This is a genomic window from Mycobacterium hubeiense (genome assembly GCF_002838065.1).
GTDB lineage: Bacteria > Actinomycetota > Actinomycetes > Mycobacteriales > Mycobacteriaceae > Mycobacterium > Mycobacterium hubeiense.
On sequence record NZ_PIZU01000011.1, the window covers coordinates 86,064 to 103,099 of the forward strand.

Sequence of the window (17,036 nt, forward strand, 5' to 3'; positions counted from 1 at the left end):
GCCAGCCTAGTAACGGAACGTAAGCAGCTAGGTCGAGGGCTGGCTGAACATGCGCCGCAGGAACGGTGTCGAGTCCGGCAGGGATGCCAGCACCGTGCCACTGTGGTCCTCTTCGGGATAGATCTTCAGCTCGACGTTCTGGTTGTTGGCCACCAACTGGTCGTAGAGCATCAGCGACGATCTGGCCGGACGTCACGGTCCAGCAGGCCCGCACCCAGGAAGATCGGCCGGTCATAGCCGCTGACCGGCGTGCCCATGTATTGATCGAGCGCTTGTGAGACACCCGTTAGCGACTTCATCGGCACCCGGAAGAACTGCGTCGGTGTCATGCCGGTCAGTTGTTGGTCGAGTTCGGGCGTGCACACCGTCTCCGCCTTCGCGACCGCATCGAGGCCGGCCGGCGTGAAAATGCTGTTGACATCGATATCGGGACGCGCTTCGCGGAAGCCGGCGAGTATGTACGCGGTGTAACTGTTGGCGGCCGGACCCAGCGGCAGCACCATATCGGGAGCTCCGAGCTCGACAATGCGCTCGATGTTGGCGGGCGTCCCGGTCGCGACGACACCGCGATAGTCCAGCCCCGCGTGCGCGCTGAACTCGGTCGCCCACCGAGCGCTGTTGACGGCCGCTCCCCCGCCCTGGGACTGCCCGACGATCGCCCACTTCGGTGACAACGGCAGGTCCATCTGATGTGCGGCGACCACCGAGTCGACGACTGCGTGTGCGGTGGACAGGCTGTTGAGGTAGCTCATCAGGCCCGGCGTGCCCAGACCGGCGTAATCAGTGCCGATCAGCTGCACCCCGACCACCCACGCGATGCGGACTGGGGCTTCATCGCCACAGCCTTCAGATGTGCATGCGACGATCGCAGCATGATCAGTTCGGCACGACGCTGGTCGATGTTGGTCATTGCGCTGGCCTCGACGTTGTGCGCCAACGTGTTCATCAACGGCGCGGCGTTTCTCATCCCCACCCTGCACACCGAACGTGGACTCGAGCTCGCGCAAGCCGGCCTGCTGTCGTCGATGCCCAGCTTCGGCATGGTCACCACGCTGATCGCCTGGGGGTATCTGGTCGACGTCCTCGGCGAGCGGATCGTGCTCGCGGCGGGCTCGGCGTTGACGGCCGCGGCGGCGTTCGCGGCGGCGTCGGTGGACTCGCTGATCGCCGTCGGCGTGTTTCTGTTCCTCGGCGGGATGGCCGCGGCCAGCAGCAATTCGGCCAGCGGACGGCTGGTGGTCGGCTGGTTCCCCCCGGATCAGCGAGGAATGGTGATGGGCATCCGGCAGGCCTCGGTGCCGCTGGGAGTCGGGTTGGGCGCCTTGGTCATTCCGCGACTCGCCGAGGGGTACAGCGTCTCGGTCGCGCTGCTGTTTCCCGCCGCGGTGTGTGCGGTGTCGGCGGTGGTCTGCGCCGCCGCCGTCATCGACCCACCGCGGCCACCGCGCGCCGAGGCGCCACAGGAGCAGCTGGCCAATCCCTATCGGGCGTCGGCGTTTTTGTGGCGCATCCATGCCGTCTCGGTGCTGCTGGTCATTCCGCAGGCGGTGCTGTGGACGTTCACCCTGGTGTGGCTGATGGCCGAGCGCGGGTGGTCGGCCGCCTCGGCGGGTGTGATGGTCACCGTCGCCCAGGTGCTCGGCGGCCTCGGGCGCATCGCCGCGGGGCGCTGGTCTGATGTGGTCGGTTCGCGGCTGCGGCCCATCCGCTGGATCGCCCTCGCGGCGGCCGCCGCGATGGGTCTGCTGGCGTTGACGGACGTGCTGGACGCTTCGATCAGTGTCCCGTTGATGGTCATCGCATCGGTGATCACGGTGTCGGACAACGGTTTAGCGTTCACCTCGATTGCCGAACAGGCCGGGCCGTTCTGGAGCGGCCGCGCCCTGGGCACCCAGAACACCAGTCAGCACTTGGCGTCCGCGGTCGCGGCGCCGGTGTTCGGCGGTCTGATCGGGATCGCGGGCTATCCCGCCGCGTTCGCCGTGTGCGCGTTGCTGCCGTTGGTGGCGGTGCCACTGGTGCCGAGCGAGCCGGCCTTGTCACGCCGTTGACTTTGCGAATATGGCGCATTCTTCTCGACCCCTTGCGCCGTAGCCGCAGAGTGAATGCCTAGAGCGCGGCGACGATTCGGTCGCCGATCTGTGTGGTGGTGAATTTCTGGTCGCCTCGCGTGGCCAGATGGTGTTCGACGGCCTTGTCGACACGGGCGGCTGCGTTGTCCTCACCGACATGGGCCAACAGCATCCCGACCGACATGATGGCCGCCGTCGGGTCGGCGATGCCCTGCCCCGCAATGTCAGGCGCGCTGCCGTGCACGGGTTCGAACATCGACGGATTGGCCCGTGTCGCATCGATATTGCCGCTGGCGGCCAGGCCGATGCCGCCGCACACCGCGGCGGCCAGATCGGTGACGATGTCGCCGAACAGGTTGTCGGTGACAATGACGTCGAACCGGCCCGGATCGGTGACCATGTGGATGGTGGCGGCGTCTACGTGTTGATACGCCACCTCGATGTCGGGATACTCGGCGGCCACCTCTTGCACGGTGCGCCACCACAATCCGCCGGCGAAGGTCAACACGTTGTTCTTGTGCACGAGTGTCAGGTGTTTACGCCGTTGTGCGGCGCGCTGAAAGGCGTCCAGCACCACGCGGCGCACCCCGTATGCGGTGTTGACGCTGACCTCGGTGGCGATTTCGTGCGGTGTGCCGACGCGGATCGCGCCGCCTGTTCCGGTGTACGGGCCTTCGGTGCCTTCGCGGACGACGACGAAGTCGATGTCGGGATTGCCGGCCAGCGGGCTGCTGACGCCGGGATACAGGCGGGCCGGCCGCAGATTGATGTGGTGGTCGAGCGCGAACCGAATACGCAGCAGCAGACCACGTTCGAGCACACCGCTGGGCACCGACGGGTCGCCGATCGCGCCGAGCAGGATCACGTCGTGCGCCTTGAGCTCGTCGAGCACCGACTCCGGTAGCACTTCCCCGGTCGCGTGGTACCGCCGCGCGCCGAGGTCGTAGCTGGTCTTCTCGACGCCCGGCAGCAGCGCGTCGATCACCTTGACGGCCTCCCCGATCACCTCGGGTCCGATGCCGTCACCGGGAATGATCGCCAATCTCATCGGCGCCGCTCCTCCTCATCGCTTCGCTCTGCATCGTCGGCGGCGCGTCTCATGACAGGTCCACGACTTCCAGCTTCATCGCGCCGACGGCCTCGGAGATCGCCGCACGCAGATCCTCGGGCACATCGCGGTCCAGCCGCAGCAGGATCGTCGCGCCGGGACCCTCGGCGTCCTCACTGAGTTGCGCCGCGTGGATGTTGATGTCGGCCCCGCCGAGCAGTGTGCCGATCTTGCCCAGTGTGCCGGGCTTGTCGATGTAATGGATGATCAGGTTGATGCCCTCGGCGCGCAGATCGAAGTTGCGGCCGTTGATTTGGACGATCTTCTGCACCAGCTGCGGTCCGGACAGTGTGCCGGCGACGTTGATCGTCGACCCGTCGGAGAACACGCCGCGCACGTCGACCATGCTGCGATGGTTGGGACTTTCGGTGGCGGTGCTGATGTCGGCGGCAACGCCCCGTTCGGCGGCGATCGCCGGCGCGTTGACGAACGTCACCGGATCCTCGATCACCGCGGAGAACAATCCGCGTAACGCCGAAAGACGCAACACCTCAACGTCTTCGGATGCCAGCTCGCCGCGCACCTGCACCGACAGCGACACGGGCAGCTCCGGCGCCAACCGGCCGACGAGCAGACCGAGCTTGCGCACCAGGTCCAGCCATGGCGCCACTTCTTCGCTGACGACGCCGGCGCCGACGTTGACCGCGTCGGGCACGAATTCGCCTCTGAGCGCGAGCTTGACGCTATGGGCCACGTCGGTGCCGGCCCGGTCCTGCGCCTCGGCGGTCGATGCGCCGAGGTGCGGGGTGACGACGACTTGGGGCAGATCGAACAGCGGGCTGTCGGTGGCCGGTTCCTTGGCGAACACGTCGATCCCCGCGGCGCGCACGTGTCCGCTGCGAATGGCCTCGGCAAGCGCGTCCTCGTCGACCAGTCCGCCGCGGGCGGCGTTGACGATCACCACGCCGGGTTTCGTCTTCGCCAGCGCCTCTTTGCCGATCAGGCCGGCGGTTTCGGGTGTTTTGGGCAGGTGCACGGAGATGAAGTCCGCGCGGGCCAGCAGGTCGTCGAGGGAGAGCAGCTCGATGCCGAGCTGGGCGGCGCGCGCCGGTGACACGTACGGGTCATAGGCCACCACGTGGGTGCCGAACGCGGCCAGCCGCTGGGCCACGAGCTGTCCGATGCGGCCCAGTCCGACCACACCGACGGTCTTGCCGTACAGCTCGGTGCCGGAGAACGCCGAGCGCTTCCAGGTGTGCTCGCGCAGTGAGGCATCGGCGGCGGGGATCTGGCGGGCAGCCGCCAGCAGCAGCGCGACCGCGTGTTCGGCGGCGCTGTGGATGTTCGACGTCGGCGCATTGACCACCAGCACGCCGCGGGCGGTGGCCGCTTCGACGTCGACGTTGTCCAGGCCCACTCCGGCGCGGGCGACGATCTTGAGCTTGGGCGCGGCGGCCAGCACCTCGGCGTCGACGGTGGTCGCCGAGCGCACCAGCAGCGCGTCGGCCTCGGGCACCGCGGCCAGCAGCTTTTCCCGGTCCGGGCCGTCGACCCAGCGGACTTCTACCTGGTCACCGAGGGCGGCGACGGTCGATTCGGCGAGTTTGTCGGCGATCAGTACAACGGGGAGACTCACCCGGCCAGCGTAATGGGCTTGAATGACGGGATGGTGGGCGGGAGAACTGAGAGCGTGGACGTCACTGTGGTCGGCAGCGGACCCAATGGCTTGGCCGCCGCAGTCATCTGCGCCAGGGCTGGCCTGTCGGTGCAGGTGTTCGAAGCCCAGCCGACGTTCGGCGGCGGTGCGAGGACGGCCGCTGACCAGGAGTTTGCGGGTGTTTCGCACGACATCTGTTCGGCGGTGCATCCGCTGGCGCTGGCGTCGCCGTTTCTGGCCGAGTTCGACCTGCGGGCGCGCGGAGTGACGCTGGCCGTGCCGGAGGTCGCCTACGGCAACCCGCTGCCGGGACGGCCCGCCGCGATCGGCTATCACGACCTGGAACGCACCTGCGACGAATTGGACGACGGCGCGTCGTGGCGCCGGCTGCTGGCCCCGCTGGTCGAGCGCGACGATGCCGTGCTCAAGCTCGTGCTGGGCGACAAACGCTCCATTCCGGGTGATGTGGTCGCGGCGGCCCGCTTCGGGGTGCGCCTGCTCGAACAAGGCACCCCGGCCTGGCGGGCATTGTCGGGTGAGGACGCCCGCGCGTTGTTCAGTGGCGTTGCCGCGCATACTATTTCGCAAATGCCGTCGCTGGTGTCGGCGGGGGCAGGGCTGATGTTGGCGATGCTGGCGCACACCGTCGGCTGGCCGATCCCGGTCGGCGGTAGCCAGGCGATCCCCGACGCGTTGATCGCCGACCTGCGTGCGCACGGCGGCACGCTGATCGCGGGCGAACCGGTCGCGTCGCCACCTGATGGCGTGGTGATCTTCGACACCGCGCCCACCGCGCTGCAGTCGATCTACCGCGACCGGATCCCGTCGCGGTACGCAAAGGCGTTGCGGCGCTATACGTTCGGCCCCGGCGTCGCAAAGGTCGATTTCGTGCTGTCCGACGAGATCCCGTGGACCGACTCGCGGCTGGCCAATGCGCCCACGCTGCACCTCGGCGGCACTCGTGAGCACATGGCGTCGGCCGAACGTGACGTCGCAGCCGGCCGGCACCCCGAGTGGCCGATGGTGTTGGCGGCGCTGCCGCATCTGGCCGATCCCGGGCGCATCGACGCGCAGGGCCGCCGACCGCTGTGGACCTATGCACACGTGCCATCGGGTTCGACCGTCGACCAAACAGAAACCGTCACAAAGGTTTTCGAACGCTTTGCGCCCGGCTTCCGCGACGTCGTGGTGGCGGCGCGCTCGATTCCCGCCGCGCAGATGAGCGACCACAACGCCAATTACGTCGGCGGCGACATCGGCGTCGGCGGCAACACCATGTGGCATGCGCTGGCCGGGCCGACGCTGCGATGGAACCCGTGGAGTACGCCGATCGACGGGGTGTACCTGTGCTCGTCGGCCACGCCGCCGGGTGGCGGCGTGCACGGCATGGCCGGCTATTACGCCGCCCGCACTGTGCTGCGCCGCGAGTTCGGCATCAAAGAATTGCCGAAGCTCTCCCCCTGATCGCCGACCTACGCGGTGTCCGTCAAGGGACGGTCGACCCAACTCATCAGACTGCGCAGCTTCTTGCCGGTCACCTCGATCGGGTGCTCGGCATTGCGCTTGCGCAGCTCCTCGAGCTCCTTGTTACCGCCCTCGACGTTGGCGACGAGCCTCTTGACGAAGGTGCCGTCCTGAATCTCGGCCAGGATCTGCTTCATCCGCTCCTTGGTGCCCGCGTCGATCACCCGCGGCCCGGACAGATATCCACCGAACTCCGCGGTGTCGGACACCGAGTAGTTCATCCGCGCGATGCCGCCCTCATACATCAGGTCGACGATCAGCTTGAGCTCGTGCAGCACCTCGAAGTATGCGAGCTCCGGCGCGTACCCCGCCTCGACCATCACGTCGAACCCGGTCTTGACGAGTTCCTCTGTGCCACCGCACAACACGGCCTGCTCACCGAACAGGTCGGTTTCGGTCTCATCCTTGAACGTGGTCTTGATGACGCCGGCGCGGGTGCCGCCGATGCCCTTGGCGTAGGACAGCGCAAGCGCCTCGCCCTCGCCCTTCGGATCCTGGTCGACCGCGATCAGACACGGCACGCCCTTGCCGTCGACGAACTGGCGGCGCACCAAGTGCCCCGGGCCTTTAGGCGCCACCATGCCGACGGTCACGTTGGCCGGCGGTTGGATCAGCTTGAAGTGAATGTTGAGCCCGTGGCCGAAGAACAACGCATCGCCATCGTTCAGATGTGGCTCGATGTCGTTGCGGAAGATGTCGGCCTGCGCGGTGTCCGGCGCGAGCAGCATGATGACGTCGGCCCACTTGGCAACCTCGGCGGGAGTGTCCACCTCGAGGCCCTGCTCGGTCACCTTCTCGCGGGACTTCGAGCCCTCCTTGAGGCCGACCTTCACCTGCACACCGGAATCGCGCAGGGATAGCGAGTGCGCATGGCCCTGGCTGCCATAGCCGATGACACCGACCTTGCGGCCTTGAATGATCGACAGATCGGCGTCGTCGTCATAGAACATCTCTACTGCCACTGAATCTTCCTTCTCTTCTAACTGATTTGGGGTCTTACTTCGTCGTACCGATACCGCGAGGGCCACGGGCCAGCGACACCACACCGGACTGCACAAGCTCACGGATTCCGTATGGCTCCAGCACCCGCAGTAGTGCCTCGATCTTTCCCGGCGTGCCAGTTGCTTCGATGGTCAGCGATTCGTTTGAAACGTCAACCACTTTGGCGCGGAACAGATTCACCGCCTCGATGACCTGGCTACGTGTGGTCGCGTCGGCACGCACCTTGATCAGCGCGAGTTCGCGGGCCACCGAATTGTCCTCGTCCTGCTCGACGATCTTGATCACGTTGACCAGCTTGTTGAGCTGCTTGGTGATCTGCTCCAGCGGCGAGTCCTCGACGCTGACCACGATGGTCATCCGGGACATGTCCTTCTGCTCGGTGGCGCCGACGGCGAGCGACTGAATGTTGAAGCCACGCCGGGAAAACAGTGACGCCACCCGGGCGAGCACGCCGGGTTTGTCTTCGACGAGCACGGAGAGCGTATGCGTGGAGACGGTCATGCGTGTCCCTCTTCCGGGTCGTCGAACAGCGGACGAATACCCCGTGCCGCCTGGATCTCGTCATTGCTGGTGCCGGCGGCCACCATCGGCCACACCTGGGCATCGGCGCCCACGATGAAGTCGATCACCACTGGCCGGTCGTTGATCTCACGCGCCTTGCGGATCACGTCTTCGACGTCTTCGGCGCGCTCACAACGCAATCCGACGCAGCCCAGCGCCTCGGCCAGCATGACGAAATCGGGAATGCGATGCGAATGTGTGGCCAAATCCGTTTGGCTGTACCGCTCTTCGTAGAACAGCGTCTGCCACTGCCGCACCATACCCAGGTTGCCGTTATTGATGATCGCGACCTTGATCGGCGCGCCCTCGACGGCGCACGTGGCCAACTCCTGGTTGGTCATCTGGAAGCAGCCGTCGCCGTCGATGGCCCACACCTCGGCGTCGGGACGGCCGAATTTGGCGCCCATCGCCGCGGGCACCGCGAAGCCCATGGTGCCCAGACCGCCCGAGTTCAGCCACGTCTTGGGCTTCTCGTATTTGATGAACTGGGCCGCCCACATCTGGTGCTGGCCCACCCCGGCGACGTAGATGGCGTCGGGCCCGGCCATTTTGCCGAGCGTTTCGATCACATACTCCGGCGACAGGCTGCCGTCACTCTGCGGTCCGTAGCTGAGCGGGTACGTGGACTGCACCCCGCGCAGGTACTCCCACCAGTCGTCGATCTTGATCTTCTCCGGCGTGCCCTCGCGGCGCAGCGCCTGGATCAGATCGGTGATGACCGCCTTGACATCGCCGACGATCGGGACGTCGGCGTTGCGGTTCTTACCGATCTCGGCGGGATCGATATCGGCGTGGATGACTTTGGCTTCCGGCGCAAAGGAATCCAGCTTGCCCGTCACCCGGTCGTCGAAGCGGGTGCCCAGCGCGATCAGCAGATCGCTACGCTGCAGCGCCGCCACCGCCGCGACCGTGCCGTGCATACCCGGCATGCCCATGTGCTGGGGATGGCTGTCCGGGAACGCGCCACGCGCCATCAGCGTGGTGACCACCGGGATGCCCGTCAGTTCGGCCAGCTCTCGCAGCTGTTCGGTGGCCTCACCGCGGATCACTCCGCCGCCGACGTAGAGCACCGGCTTGCGCGCGGCCGCGATGAGCTTGGCGGCCTCGCGGATCTGCCGGTTGTGCGGTTTGGTGTTCGGCTTGTAGCCGGGCAGGTCGATGCGCGGTGGCCAGCTGAACGTGCACTGGCCCTGCAGGATGTCCTTGGGGATATCGACAAGCACCGGACCGGGTCGTCCGGACGACGCGATGTGGAATGCCTCGGCCAGGACCTGCGGGATGTCGTTGCCGTCGCGGACCAGGAAGTTGTGCTTGGTGATCGGCATGGTGATCCCGGAGATGTCGGCTTCCTGGAACGCGTCGGTGCCGATCAGCGCGCGACCCACCTGGCCGGTGATCGCGACCACCGGGATCGAGTCCATATGAGCATCGGCCAGTGGCGTCACCAGGTTGGTGGCACCCGGTCCCGACGTCGCCATGCACACGCCCACCCTGCCGGTGGCGTGCGCGTACCCGCTGGCGGCGTGGCCGGCGCCCTGCTCGTGACGGACCAGCACGTGGCGTAGCTTCTGCGAGTCGAACAGCGGGTCGTAAACCGGCAGCACCGCGCCACCCGGGATACCGAAGATGACCTCGACGTCGAGCTCCTCCAGCGACCGGATCACCGCTTGCGCACCGGTGAGTTGCTGCGGCGCAATGCGTTTCGGTGTATCCGGCGCCTTGGCGGCGGGGGTTGCGGGAGCTCCGCCGTTCGGCGGTGTCGCGGACCGTTCCGGCGGTCGCGTGGTCGGTGCGCTCACGGTGTCCTCTTCTATCTCGATCTATCTCGTCAAATCGGCGTTGGGGCAAGAAAAAACCCCCGTCAGCGGAAGCTGCTGTACGAGGGTTGCGCGCTGATGCGTGTGACTATGCCCGGCTTGGGGCTAGCGCGGCATCAACGCGCAACCCAATTACTACGAGCAATCCCGGGGTCTGCATAACAATTGACGGTAGCCTCCGCACAGGTCAAAGGTCAAATTAGGGGTAGGCTGCCCGCGCCGCCGGGCCGACAGGCGCAGTGCGAGGATGGCGGAGTGAGTTCCCCGGTCGTCTTGCGCATCTCCCCGATGGCGCATTTCGCGGTCGGATTCTTCGCGCTCGGTCTGCTGACGCTGGTCGCGGCGAACGCGTGGTTCGCGCCGTTGCTCGTCATCCCGGTCCTCTTGTCGGCATTGATTATTCGCCGCCGGACTGTCGCGGACTCCGAATCCGTGACGGTGCGCACGTTGTTCGGCAGTCAGTCCGTGCGCTGGGAGGACATTCAGGGACTGCGGTTCGGCAGGCGTCTATGGGGCATCGCGCAGCGAAGAGACGGCAGCGAACTGACGCTGCCGGGTGTGACGTTCTCCACCCTTCCGTTGCTGACCGAGGTCAGCAGTGGCCGCGTGCCCAACCCGTACGAGAAGTGAGGCTCACGCCAACGGGTTGGCGCCGTTGAGCAGGACCCAGATCGCGATGCCGCCGCCAATGCCCAGCAGCAGGGCCGCGAACGACCCGATGAACGGCCGACGGGCCCAGCCGCGCCCGGCGTCGAACCCGTAGCGGCCCGGCCCGATCAGGATGATCGCGGCGACCGCGCAGAGCAGGATGACCTTGTACTCGTGCCCGTCGGTGAGGAACTCCGAGAGCCGGGCCTCCTGGTGCGCCACGGTGGCCTCCGCGAGCACACCGTTGATCAGGTAGGCCAGTGCGCCGGCCGCGGCCAGCGGCGTGAAAAGACCCAGCACCAGCAGCACCCCGGCGGCGATCTGACCGAACGTGGCGATATAGGTCAGCAGGTCGGCGTGCTGGTACCCGAAATCCGACAGCGTCGACTCGAAGCCGTCCATGCCGGGACCACCCCACCAGCCGAAGGCCTTCTGCAGCCCGTGGGAGATCAGCAACGCGCCGACCGCCCAGCGCAACAGCATCAACCCGAGATCCTGGGTGCCACGCCGCCCGGCGGCCTTGATCCGGTCGTCGTCGGGGCCGACTTCGGTGGGTTCGGCGGCATACGGCGCCAGGGCGTGCCGGCCGCCGCCGGGCTGCACGTACGGCAGCGGCTCGGGGTCGCCGATCAGCCCGAAACCGGGCGGCTGGTCGGTCGACTGTTTGTCCGAGTCGTATCTCGGTATCGCGGTGGTTTCGAAATCACCCGCATAGTTGCTGGTAGGAAGGTCGTCTTCGGGGTCGACCAGGCTCGCCGACGCGGGCCGGCCCGCCTCGTCGGGCCGCTGCCAAGCGTGTGGGTCCTGAGAGGAACTGGTCACGCTGCTCAGGGTAAGTGCTAGCCACCCGCGAATCGAGGATTTGGGACGGCGCTTCTATTGCAGTATCGACAGCTTTGGGAAACGTCTGCGTGGCGCATCGGGTCCGACAATCCGTAACCTGGCGTGCATGAGACCGCGCCGGCCGATGCAGGGTGCCTTCGCCCTGTTGTGTGCAGCGTTGCTGGCCGTATCCGGATGTGCCCGCTTCGACAGCGCCCAATCGCAGCCGTTCACCACCGAACCGGAGCTGCGGCCCGGCCCGACGTCGACGCCCCCGCCGCCTCCGCCGCTGCCGCCGAAGCCGTTCCCCAAGGCGTGCCCGGCGCAGGGCGTGATGCAGGGCTGCCTGGAGAGCACCAGCGGGCTGATCATGCTGCCCGACAGCCAGTCGGCCCTGGTGGCCGAGCGTCTCACCGGTGCCGTCAAAGAGGTGTCCGTCCGGGCGGAACCGAAGGTCAAGACGACGATTCCGGTTGATCCGGCTGGCGACGGCGGGCTGATGGACATCGTCTTGTCGCCGACGTACTCCCAAGACCGGTTGATGTACGCCTACATCAGCACGCCGACCGACAACCGCGTCGTGCGCGTCGCCGACGGCGACATCCCCAAGCCGATCCTGACCGGCATCCCCAAGGGCGCCACCGGCAACACCGGATCGTTGATCTTCACCAGCCCCACCACGCTGGTGATCCAGACGGGCGACGCCGGCAACCCCGCGATGGCCGCCGACCCGGGTTCGCTGGCCGGCAAGGTGATCCGCATCGAGCAGCCCACCACCATCAACCAGGCCCCGCACACCACGGCGTTGACGGGGATGGGCTCGGCCGGCGGTATGTGCATCGACCCGTCGGATGACTCGCTCTACATCACCGACCGCACGCCGACCGCCGACCGGCTGCAGCGCATGACCAAGGATTCGAAGGTGTCGACGGTGTGGACCTGGCCGGACCGCCCTGGCGTCGCGGGCTGCGCCGCGCTGGACGGCACGGTGCTGGTCAATCTGGTGAACACGAAGCAGACGGTCGCGGTGCGGCTGGCGCCCGACACCGGCGCGGTCACCGGCGAACCGGAGGTCATCCGGCAGGACGTGCGGGGGCATGCCTGGGCGCTGGCGCTATCCCCCGACGGCAACGTGTGGGGCGCGACGGTCAACAAGACGTCGGGGGACGCCGAGAACTTCGACGACGTCGTCTTCCCGCTCTTCCCGCAGGGCGGCGGCTTCCCGCGCACCAACGCCGACAACACCTAGGCCGCCCGCGAGGCTGTAGTTATCGAGGTCCTTACTCGGGCAAAGTCAAGTGGTGAGTGCAACATTTAGGCGGCTTGGCTAATCAGGGCGGCGAGGCGCTTTGCGGGTGTGTCGAGGTCCAGGGTGGGTCGAGGGCGGCTGTTGAGCTTGTCCTGGACGCGTTTGAGGTCGGCCTTGGAATACGCCGATAGGTCGGTGCCTTTCTCGAACCAAAACCGCAATAGCCGGTTGGTGTTTTCGTTTGTGCCGCGCTGCCATGGTGAGTGCGGGTTGCAGAAGAACACCGGGGCAGCGAGCTGCAGCTTGATGTTTTCCCAATCGGCCATTTCGCTTCCGCGGTCCCAGGTGATCGATCGACGCAGATGTTCAGGCAACTCGCTCATGGCCTCGATCATCGACGCAGCGACGGTTTCGGCGGTGTGATCGCCGGGCAGGTGCAACAAGATGGTGAACCGGGTACTGCGTTCGACCAGGGTTCCGATCGCTGAGGTGTTGCCGGCGCCCATGATCAGATCACCTTCCCAGTGCCCGGGCACGGCGCGGTCGGCGGCCTCGGGTGGCCGGTCGCTGATGGTGAATATCTCGTCGCCGTACACACCGGTGCGTTTGGAGCCGCGCGGTTTGCGCGCTGATCGCTTCGTCGACAGACACTTGTACAGATCGGCGCGCAGACTGCCACGGGTCTGCACATACAGGCACTGGTAGAGGGTTTCGTGACTCACTGTCATCAGCTTGTCACCGGGGTGATCGCGGGCCAACACATCGGCGATCAGCTTGGGGCTCCACCCATCGTCCATCCAGTCCTCGATGGACCGACACAGCGGATGGTTGCGAAGCTTGAACGCTTTCGGGCGACGCGCTTTTCGTGCCGCCATGGCATGGGCCATCAGGGCGTGATAATCCCCATCGGGTAGACAATTGCGCTGATATTCCCGCCAGACCACCGAGCGGTCGCGGCCGATATGCCGAGCGATTTCGGCGAAGCTCAGGCCGGCATCACGGCCGCGCATGATCTCCACGCGCTCTGAGAAACTGACTCGATGCCCCGGCCCGCCCGGTCTGTCTAGGTCCTGGGCAGGTGCTAACCCGCCCTTGCCGCCATATCCGTTGCGTAGCTTCATCGCTCCAGCGTCGCGCCACCAAAACCAGCCGGTCCGGTGCGACACGCCGACCTTCACCGACGCCGCTGTCGTAGCCATACCCCCACAGACCAGATCGAAGAACTCCCGCTTAACCGCCCTAGAAACCGGAATCCCACTCGGCACAGCAACCTCCTAAATCACCGGATGTTGCACTGACCGTATGAATCCGCCTCGAAAAACCTCTCGCTAACTACAGTCTCGCGATCCTGAGCCGCTAGCTGCAGGCAGCCAGCACCAGCTCGCGCACCCGGGCGGCGTCGGCCTGGCCCTTGGTGGCCTTCATCACGGCGCCGACGATGGCGCCGGCCGCCTGGACTTTGCCACCGCGGATCTTTTCCACCACATCAGGATTGGCGGCCAGCGCCTCGTCCACTGCGGCCTGCAGGGCCGAATCGTCGCGCACCACTTCCAGTCCGCGGTCGGCCATCACCTGTTCGGGCTCGCCCTCACCGGCGAGCACACCCTCGACGACCTGGCGGGCCAGCTTGTTGGACAGCTTGCCCTCGTCGACCAGCTTTACCACGGCGGCTACCTGTGCCGGCGTGATGGGCAGCGCGTCGAGCTCGACGCCTGCTTCATTGGCCTTCTGCACCAAGAAGTTTCCCCACCAGGCGCGGGCAGATTCGCTGGACGCGCCCTGCTCGACGGTCGCAGCCACCAGTTCCACCGCGCCGGCGTTGACGAGATCGCGCATCACCTCGTCGGAGACGCCCCACTCCTGTTGAATCCTCTTGCGGCGCGACCATGGATACTCCGGGATGGTCTGGCGGAGTTGCTCCACCAACTCGGCGCTGGGGGCAACGGGTTCCAGGTCCGGTTCGGGGAAATAGCGGTAGTCCTGGGCGGTTTCCTTGCTGCGGCCCGGCGAGGTGTAGCCGTCCTCGTGGAAGTGCCTGGTTTCCTGGTGAACTCGACCACCTGCAGCCAAAACCGCTGCCTGACGACGCATTTCGTACCGCACCGCCACCTCGACGCTTTTGAGCGAGTTGACGTTCTTGGTTTCGGTGCGGATGCCGAACTCTTGCTGTCCGATGGGCTTGAGTGACACGTTCGCGTCGCAGCGCATCGATCCCTGATCCATCCGCACATCGGAAACACCCAAGCCGCGCAACATATCTCGCAGCGCGGTCACGTAGGCGCGGGCGATTTCGGGTGCCCGCTCACCGGTGCCTTCGATCGGCTTGGTGACGATCTCGATCAGCGGCACACCGGAGCGGTTGTAGTCGATCAGCGACGTCGTCGCACCCTCGATGCGGCCGGTGTCGCTGCCCAGGTGCGTGAGCTTCCCGGTGTCCTCCTCCATGTGTGCGCGCTCGATCTCCACCCGCCAGGTGGAGCCGTCGTCGAGCGGCACGTCGAGGTAGCCGTTGATCGCGATCGGCTCGTCGTACTGGCTGATCTGGTAGTTCTTCGGCATGTCCGGATAGAAGTAGTTCTTCCGGGCGAACCGGCACCACGGCACGATTTCGCAGTTGAGCGCCAATCCGATGCGGATCGCCGACTCCACCGCCGTCTGGTTGAGCACCGGCAGCGAACCGGGCAGGCCCAGGCAGACCGGGCACACCTGGGTGTTGGGTTCGGCGCCGAATTCGTTGGCGCAGCCGCAGAACATCTTGGTCGCGGTGGACAGCTCGACGTGCACCTCGAGCCCGAGCACGGGTTCGTAGCGCGCCACCACCTCGTCGTAGTCGAGCAGTTCGGCTGCGGTAACAGTCATGGCGCCGATCTTAGTTGCGCTCCCTAGCCCAGCTTCGGGTGCACACCGGGGATGAGGCCGGCTTCGGCGGACATGCGTTGCAGCAGGCGCAGCGCGGTGCGGCGCTCGGCGGCCGTCAGCGACGCGGTGATCTCGTCCTGTAGCGCGCGCCCCTGCGCGTCGAGTTCGGGCAGCAGGTCGCGGGCCTTGTCGGTGAGGGTCACCGCGAAGGCCCGCCGGTCCCCGGGATGTGGCATCCGTTTGACCAGGCCTTGCCGTTCCAGATCGTCGACGAGCGTCACCATGACGTTGCGGTGCAACCGCAGCCGGGCCGACAGCTGTCGCTGAGACTGCCCGTCGTCGGCGTTCAGCGCCATCAACACCGCGTATGTGCGTGGCCCGACGCCGAAGGGCTCCAAGCGGCGCCCGAACTCCTCGGCGACGTAGAAGCCGAGCTGTGACAGGAGAAACGGGATCCGTTCATTCAGGTCGGTGATGCCCATCTGAGGCTCGATCACCCTGCCACATTAGCACTTCTAGTGATGATCCATTAAAGTGATAATCATATGTAGTGACTACTTAGGAGGAGCGATGCGGATCGTCATATTCGGGGCCAACGGGCACACAGGCAGGCTGCTCACCCGGACGGTGCTTGACGCCGGTGACACCGCGGTGGCCGTCACGCGGCGACCCGACACCTTCCCGTTCGCCGATGCGCGACTGACGGTGGCCCGTGCCGACGTGCGCGACGGGGCTGCGGTGAAGAACGCCATCGAGGGAGCCGACGCGGTGTTGTCCACCCTGGGGGTACCCTTCAGCCGCCGTGCCATCGACACGTACTCGGTCGGAATAGGCAACATCGTCACGGCGATGCAGGCGACCCGTGTCCGGCGATTGGTGGCGGTGAGTTCGTCGGCCGTCTACCACTATCCGAACCGGCGCCAATCATCGCTGGCATCAAGGTTTTTCGAACTCGTCATCTCGCGCACCATCGGCAAGACGACCTACGACGACCTGCGCCGGATGGAGGAGATCATTCGAGTCAGCGGGCTGGACTGGACCGTCATCAGGCCGTCAGGACTGTTCGATCTGCCCGAACCGACGAATTACATTGCCGGGGAGGTGGATCCGGTAGGCGGATTCACTGCCCGCATCGACTTGGCCGACTACATGGCCAAGCTCGTCGACGAACGTTCGGCGATCGGCAAGACGGTGATCATCTCCACCACCGAGAACACCCCGACGATGTGGCAGGTGATCCGCCGCGAAGCCTTCAAGAGCGCCTGATTTCCGAAGCCGAATGGTGAGAGCCTTCATCGACTGAGCCGGAAGACCGGCAGCTTCCACAGCAGCGCAAAGGTTTCCAGGCAGATCAGCGGGATGTGGATGGCGAGGCTGACGTAGAGGATCCGTTCGGAATCGGTCGCGGCGATTACCTCGCGGCCGATCAGGATGGCAGACAGCGGCGCCAGATGCGCACACAGCATGCTTGCATTCCACAGCCGACTGGGCCAGCGGCCGGCGCCGATGAATGCCACCACCGCGATGAGAAACATCAGGACATACGCCTGGTACAGCCCCATGTAGCCCAAGGGCTGGTCCGCGAGCACCCGGTACGGCCCTCGGTCCTGCCAGCCCACCGTGGCGACCGCCGTCGCAACCACGGTGATGACGAACATGATGCGGGCATGGATCCGCACGATGCGCCGGCGCAGCTCCGCGCCGGTCTCGTCCCCTCTCAACATGACGACTCCTCTCAGGCTTCTTGATACTAGACACTAGGGTAACTAGTCCCTAG

Annotated in this window: 15 protein-coding genes and 1 pseudogene; 5 read left to right on the top strand and 11 right to left on the bottom strand. The window is 66.2% G+C overall.

Annotation, left to right across the window (positions count from 1 at the left end; genetic code table 11):
• Positions 1-27: 27 nt before the first annotated feature.
• A pseudogene (locus tag CWS39_RS11075) lies at positions 28-788 on the bottom strand (prolyl oligopeptidase family serine peptidase); the annotation flags it as partial.
• 84 nt (positions 789-872) lie between these two features.
• On the opposite strand from CWS39_RS11075, the gene CWS39_RS11080 reads away from it, so the two are divergent.
• The gene (locus CWS39_RS11080) at positions 873-2,051 is read left to right on the top strand and encodes an MFS transporter (RefSeq protein ID WP_102142963.1); all 1,179 of its coding nucleotides are present in this window, start codon (positions 873-875) and stop codon (positions 2,049-2,051) included.
• A 58-nt stretch (positions 2,052-2,109) separates the two neighbouring features.
• Here the strand turns inward: CWS39_RS11080 and CWS39_RS11085 are convergent, their stop codons facing one another.
• On the bottom strand, positions 2,110-3,120 hold the full coding sequence (locus CWS39_RS11085) for a 3-isopropylmalate dehydrogenase (RefSeq protein WP_102142964.1): 1,011 nt from the start codon (positions 3,118-3,120) through the stop codon (positions 2,110-2,112).
• A gap of 49 nt (positions 3,121-3,169) precedes the next feature.
• Positions 3,170-4,756 carry a phosphoglycerate dehydrogenase gene (serA, locus tag CWS39_RS11090; protein ID WP_102142965.1) on the bottom strand — a complete coding sequence of 529 codons (1,587 nt, stop codon included), beginning with the start codon at positions 4,754-4,756 and terminating at the stop codon, positions 3,170-3,172.
• A gap of 54 nt (positions 4,757-4,810) precedes the next feature.
• Between serA and CWS39_RS11095 the strand changes: the two genes are divergently transcribed.
• Positions 4,811-6,241, top strand: coding sequence for a phytoene desaturase family protein (locus tag CWS39_RS11095; protein ID WP_199178068.1), 1,431 nt, complete (start codon positions 4,811-4,813; stop codon positions 6,239-6,241).
• Positions 6,242-6,249: 8 nt separating this feature from the next.
• Here CWS39_RS11095 and ilvC read toward each other — a convergent pair whose 3' ends face one another.
• From ilvC to CWS39_RS11110, 3 genes are read right to left on the bottom strand one after another with little or no spacing between them, the layout of a single operon-like run.
• Positions 6,250-7,251 carry a ketol-acid reductoisomerase gene (ilvC, locus tag CWS39_RS11100; RefSeq protein ID WP_199178074.1) on the bottom strand — a complete coding sequence of 334 codons (1,002 nt, stop codon included), beginning with the start codon at positions 7,249-7,251 and terminating at the stop codon, positions 6,250-6,252.
• A gap of 46 nt (positions 7,252-7,297) precedes the next feature.
• Complete coding sequence (gene ilvN, locus CWS39_RS11105) at positions 7,298-7,804, bottom strand: acetolactate synthase small subunit (RefSeq protein ID WP_102142967.1); 507 nt, start codon at positions 7,802-7,804, stop codon at positions 7,298-7,300.
• On the bottom strand, positions 7,801-9,663 hold the full coding sequence (locus CWS39_RS11110) for an acetolactate synthase large subunit (RefSeq protein ID WP_102142968.1): 1,863 nt from the start codon (positions 9,661-9,663) through the stop codon (positions 7,801-7,803). Before CWS39_RS11110 ends, ilvN begins: the two co-directional genes overlap by 4 nt.
• 306 nt (positions 9,664-9,969) lie before the next feature.
• Here CWS39_RS11110 and CWS39_RS11115 point away from each other — a divergent pair, with 306 nt between their 5' ends.
• Positions 9,970-10,311: a PH domain-containing protein gene (locus CWS39_RS11115; protein ID WP_102142969.1), complete on the top strand. Its 342-nt coding sequence runs from the start codon at positions 9,970-9,972 to the stop codon at positions 10,309-10,311.
• A 3-nt stretch (positions 10,312-10,314) separates the two neighbouring features.
• On the opposite strand, the gene CWS39_RS11120 is transcribed toward CWS39_RS11115, so the two are convergent.
• Positions 10,315-11,151: a DoxX family protein gene (locus CWS39_RS11120; RefSeq protein WP_102142970.1), complete on the bottom strand. Its 837-nt coding sequence runs from the start codon at positions 11,149-11,151 to the stop codon at positions 10,315-10,317.
• A gap of 127 nt (positions 11,152-11,278) precedes the next feature.
• Here CWS39_RS11120 and CWS39_RS11125 point away from each other — a divergent pair, with 127 nt between their 5' ends.
• Positions 11,279-12,400, top strand: coding sequence for a PQQ-dependent sugar dehydrogenase (locus CWS39_RS11125; RefSeq protein WP_102142971.1), 1,122 nt, complete (start codon positions 11,279-11,281; stop codon positions 12,398-12,400).
• 65 nt (positions 12,401-12,465) lie between these two features.
• Here the strand turns inward: CWS39_RS11125 and CWS39_RS11130 are convergent, their stop codons facing one another.
• The 3 genes from CWS39_RS11130 to CWS39_RS11140 form a co-directional block, all read right to left on the bottom strand.
• On the bottom strand, positions 12,466-13,665 hold the full coding sequence (locus tag CWS39_RS11130) for an IS30 family transposase (RefSeq protein ID WP_102142972.1): 1,200 nt from the start codon (positions 13,663-13,665) through the stop codon (positions 12,466-12,468).
• 91 nt (positions 13,666-13,756) lie between these two features.
• Positions 13,757-15,259 (bottom strand): Asp-tRNA(Asn)/Glu-tRNA(Gln) amidotransferase subunit GatB, encoded by a 1,503-nt coding sequence (gene gatB / locus CWS39_RS11135; RefSeq protein ID WP_102142973.1) that lies wholly within the window; start codon positions 15,257-15,259, stop codon positions 13,757-13,759.
• 23 nt (positions 15,260-15,282) lie between these two features.
• Positions 15,283-15,756 (bottom strand): MarR family winged helix-turn-helix transcriptional regulator, encoded by a 474-nt coding sequence (locus CWS39_RS11140; RefSeq protein ID WP_233213451.1) that lies wholly within the window; start codon positions 15,754-15,756, stop codon positions 15,283-15,285.
• Positions 15,757-15,829: 73 nt separating this feature from the next.
• Here CWS39_RS11140 and CWS39_RS11145 point away from each other — a divergent pair, with 73 nt between their 5' ends.
• Complete coding sequence (locus tag CWS39_RS11145) at positions 15,830-16,525, top strand: NAD(P)-dependent oxidoreductase (RefSeq protein WP_102142974.1); 696 nt, start codon at positions 15,830-15,832, stop codon at positions 16,523-16,525.
• Positions 16,526-16,551: 26 nt separating this feature from the next.
• Here the strand turns inward: CWS39_RS11145 and CWS39_RS11150 are convergent, their stop codons facing one another.
• The gene (locus CWS39_RS11150) at positions 16,552-16,983 is read right to left on the bottom strand and encodes a hypothetical protein (protein ID WP_102142975.1); all 432 of its coding nucleotides are present in this window, start codon (positions 16,981-16,983) and stop codon (positions 16,552-16,554) included.
• Between the last annotated feature and the right edge of the window lie 53 nt (positions 16,984-17,036).